The sequence below is a fragment of the Gordonia amicalis NBRC 100051 = JCM 11271 genome (genome assembly GCF_000332995.1).
Classification (GTDB): domain Bacteria; phylum Actinomycetota; class Actinomycetes; order Mycobacteriales; family Mycobacteriaceae; genus Gordonia; species Gordonia amicalis.
The window spans coordinates 1-3,445 of sequence record NZ_BANS01000075.1; the positions used below are offsets into that span (position 1 = coordinate 1).

Consider the following 3,445-nt stretch of genomic DNA (forward strand, 5'->3'; position numbering starts at 1 on the left):
CCGTCGACACCCTCGGCGCCCCCACCACACCCGCCGAAGCCATCGCCAGCATCACCGAAGCCCTCGCAACCCTCCGCGACACGCTCCGCGCAGCCGAAGAACACCAAGCCGCCGCCAAACGCCACGCAGCACGCCTCTATCTCGACCGCTAGACCTGTCAGATCCTCGACTCAGGCCCACGCCCTTCAGTCGGTGAGCGATCCCGTCGGTTCCTCTGCCGCTCGATGCCCGCCGGCACCCCCGCGGTCACCCGCACACTTACCGTCAGGTACCGTCGGCCGGTGCCTTTGCACGTACCTGTGCGGCTCACCGCGTGATTAGTTGAGAGCACCGATCACCTGCTACGCATCCGAAGCGACCGGGACGATCGAGCAACAGGTCTTCTTCTCTGCTGTTGGCGAGTTCGCGAAAGTGGATTTGGCGCACTTCCAGCGATATGCAGATTCGTCCATTGTTGACAGCTTCTTTGTCAATTTTCTACGCCAGGACTGACAACATCAGGGGCTGCCGATTGTCGACGTTGTTGACCCGCACGGGTGTGTCGGAAGTGCGACGGAGAGCAGCCGACCCAACGTGTGAACGCGTGGGAGAAGCTCGCAACATCGCAGTACCCCAGTTCGGCAGCGATTTGACCAACTCCTACTCCGGGATCCAAGAGACGGACGATGGCACGCTCCCTCATGAACTCCTGCCGCAGGCGACGCAATGTGGTGCCTTCGGCCTGGAGGTGGCGCTTGAGCGTACTCACTGAGATCGCTAGCTCTCTGGCGATCTGATTGCCGTCGATTCGAGCAGGGCCTGTCTCGAACTGAGCGCGGACGAGCTGCGTATATGGGCTATTGTGCCGCTGGTTGAAAATACGTCGCATTTCAGCGATACCGACCCGGTAGGCAACGGGGTCTGAGAAGCGGCACACCTCATGGAGCACGTGAGCCGGAATCTGCACGAACGATCCCGGTGCATCAAAGACAAGCCGGTGCGCGACGTCCCCTTCGTTTGGCGGCGCGGTCGGTGCTGGGCAGGTCAGGTGTAATTCCACCGATGGGACAGCACCGGCAAGTATCTCCACCAGGCGTAGTACGGCCAGGCCCCCGTAGGTGACGGCGAAGCAGTCAGTACCGGCGCTGTCGGTGCGCCCAGCAAGAGTGATGGTCAGACCAGTGTCGCCATGGTGAAAATCTGCGCTCAGCGCGGTTGTGATCAAGGGCAGGAATCGAAGCAGCTCAACGATTTCAGCGACAGACCCAGCGCTGACCAGCGGCAGGCTCAGTGGGCCGAAAGAAGTTAGCTGGGCGTGTTTGGCGAACGCGACACCCAGCCGAAACCCGTCGCGGGGTCCCATATTTGGGTAGACCTCACGAAACCACCGCACCGGCACTTGCGCCTCTCGCTGTATTAGTGATCTGAGGTCGACCTGCTCCCTGATCATGATTCGGCTGAACGCTCGGGTCTCCTCCTCCCCCAGCGCACCGCAGTCGAGAAGCTGCGCGAACGCCAAGGGGGGCACCCCAGGTTCAACAGGAGGGATCACAGTGAGCCAATTTAGCAACTCATTGCGACGTTGGGCCATGGATTGGGTGAACCCGATGCGTCCAGACTCGAGGAAGCACTCACGATCAAGGAGGCGGCCATGGCCACGATCACCCATATCACCCCATATCACCCATAACGGAGACAACTGTCCCGCCACGCTGACGCCTGGCAAGTCATTGATGCAAACCGCAGTGGACGAGGCGGTTCCGGGAATCGGCGGGGATTGCGGCGGTGAGGCGGCCTGCGGTACCTGCCATGTCATTGGCCGGGTTTGTCGGAGGCTCTCGAACCTGGGAAGGATAGAGAGCATGGCAGCACCTCGGAAGTACAGCGTTGAGCTGAAGGAGCGGGCAACGCGGATGGCGGTGGAAGCCCGTCAGGACTCGGCTACGCGGCCGGGTGCGCTCAAACGGATCGCTGAGCAACTCGGCGTGCATCCTGAAGCGCTGCGGACGTGGGTCAAGCAGGCCGAGGTCGATGGTGGCGTGCGGCCGGGTACCACAAGCAGCGACGCCGAACGCATCGCGCAGCTGGAACGGGAGAACCGTGAGCTGCGGCGAGCGAACACGATTTTGAAGCAGACTGTCATTTGCCACTGCTATGGGACCGCCTGGATTGCCACGAGGATGGGACCACCTTGGCGCGTTATTGAGGATGCTCTGCGGGGTTGGGTCGGTCAAGTCCGGGTCGGTGTCGTTGGCGGTAGGAGGGGCCTTCGATGACGAGGGTGTGCGCGCGTGAGGTGAGTCGGTCGATGGCCGATTGGGCCAGTAGCGCGTCGGCGGTCATGGTGAGCCATACGGCGGGTTCTCGGTTGGATGTGACGATGGAGGAGGACCCTGACCCCGGGTGTTGGACACGCTGAATCCCGCAAGATTGGCGGGGGAAGCGAGATGATCGACACCGATGGCAAGGAAGAGTTATCCCGACGAGTTCAAACGGGACGCGGTAGAGCTGTACCGAGACACCGAGGGCGCAACGATCACGCAGATTGCCGATGAACTCGGCATCTCTGGGGTGACGCTGTCGGCGTGGTGTAAGAGCGCTGGTGTGCCGATCCGGCACCGCAACCCGACTGCGGCGGGTGCAGCCCCAGCGGGTGTCGAGAGCCCTGACCAGGAGCTGGCCCGGCTACGGGCCGAGAACCAGGCGTTGCGGGCTGACAAGACTCGGTTGGCCACCGAGCGTGACATCCTGCGGTCGGCGGCCAAATATTTCGCCGGGGAGACGAACTGGTGAGCCTCTTTCAGTTCGTCGCCGACCACTGCGACGCCTACCCGGTGAAGTGGCTATGCGCGATCGTCGAGGTCGCGCGATCGTCGTTTTATGCCTGGCTGGCCGGCGCCGACGGCCGAGCTGCCCGCATCGCCGCTGACCAGGAGCTGGAAGCCCGGATCCGCACCGTGCACGACGAAGACAACACCTACGGGGCGCCGCGGATCACCGCTGAACTCAACGACGGTGCTCCCGAAGGTGAGCGGGTCAACCACAAGCGGGTGGCCCGGGTGATGCGCAGCGCCGGGATCGCCGGCTACCGGCGGCGACGGCGGGTCAAGACCACCACGCCGGATCCAGCGAACCAGAAGGTCCCGGACTTGCTGAAACGGGATTTCACCGCCGCGGCACCGAACGTTAAGTATGTCGGCGACATCACCTATCTGCCGTTGGCCACCGGGTCGAATCTGTATCTGGCGACGGTGATCGACTGCTTCTCCGGCCGGGTCGCGGGGTGGGCGATCGCCGATCATATGCGCACCGAACTGGTCGAAGACGCCCTCAAAGCCGCTGCGGCGCTGCGCAAGGGCCTGACCGGTGCAGTGTTCCACGGTGTTGCATCGACCGATTGAACGCGCCCAGTACACTTCAAAGGATTTCGCGATACTCTGCGCAGCACTGGGCGTTGTCCAGTCTA

General features: G+C 62.9%; 1 protein-coding gene and 4 pseudogenes. 3 read left to right on the forward strand and 2 right to left on the reverse strand.

Going from position 1 to position 3,445, the window contains the following annotated elements:
- Positions 1–469: 469 nt before the first annotated feature.
- Complete coding sequence (locus tag GOAMI_RS22145) at positions 470–1,570, reverse strand: helix-turn-helix domain-containing protein (protein ID WP_210738472.1); 1,101 nt, start codon at positions 1,568–1,570, stop codon at positions 470–472.
- 76 nt (positions 1,571–1,646) lie between these two features.
- On the opposite strand from GOAMI_RS22145, the pseudogene GOAMI_RS23700 reads away from it, so the two are divergent.
- Together GOAMI_RS23700 and GOAMI_RS23705 are read left to right on the forward strand one after the other, a co-directional pair.
- Positions 1,647–1,796 (forward strand): annotated as a pseudogene (locus GOAMI_RS23700) (2Fe-2S iron-sulfur cluster-binding protein); the annotation flags it as partial.
- Between the two features lie 45 nt (positions 1,797–1,841).
- Positions 1,842–2,111 (forward strand): annotated as a pseudogene (locus GOAMI_RS23705) (transposase); the annotation flags it as partial.
- A gap of 67 nt (positions 2,112–2,178) precedes the next feature.
- Here GOAMI_RS23705 and GOAMI_RS23855 read toward each other — a convergent pair.
- Positions 2,179–2,367 (reverse strand): annotated as a pseudogene (locus GOAMI_RS23855) (ATP-binding protein); the annotation flags it as partial.
- A gap of 72 nt (positions 2,368–2,439) precedes the next feature.
- Here GOAMI_RS23855 and GOAMI_RS23710 point away from each other — a divergent pair.
- Positions 2,440–3,445 (forward strand): annotated as a pseudogene (locus GOAMI_RS23710) (IS3 family transposase); the annotation flags it as partial.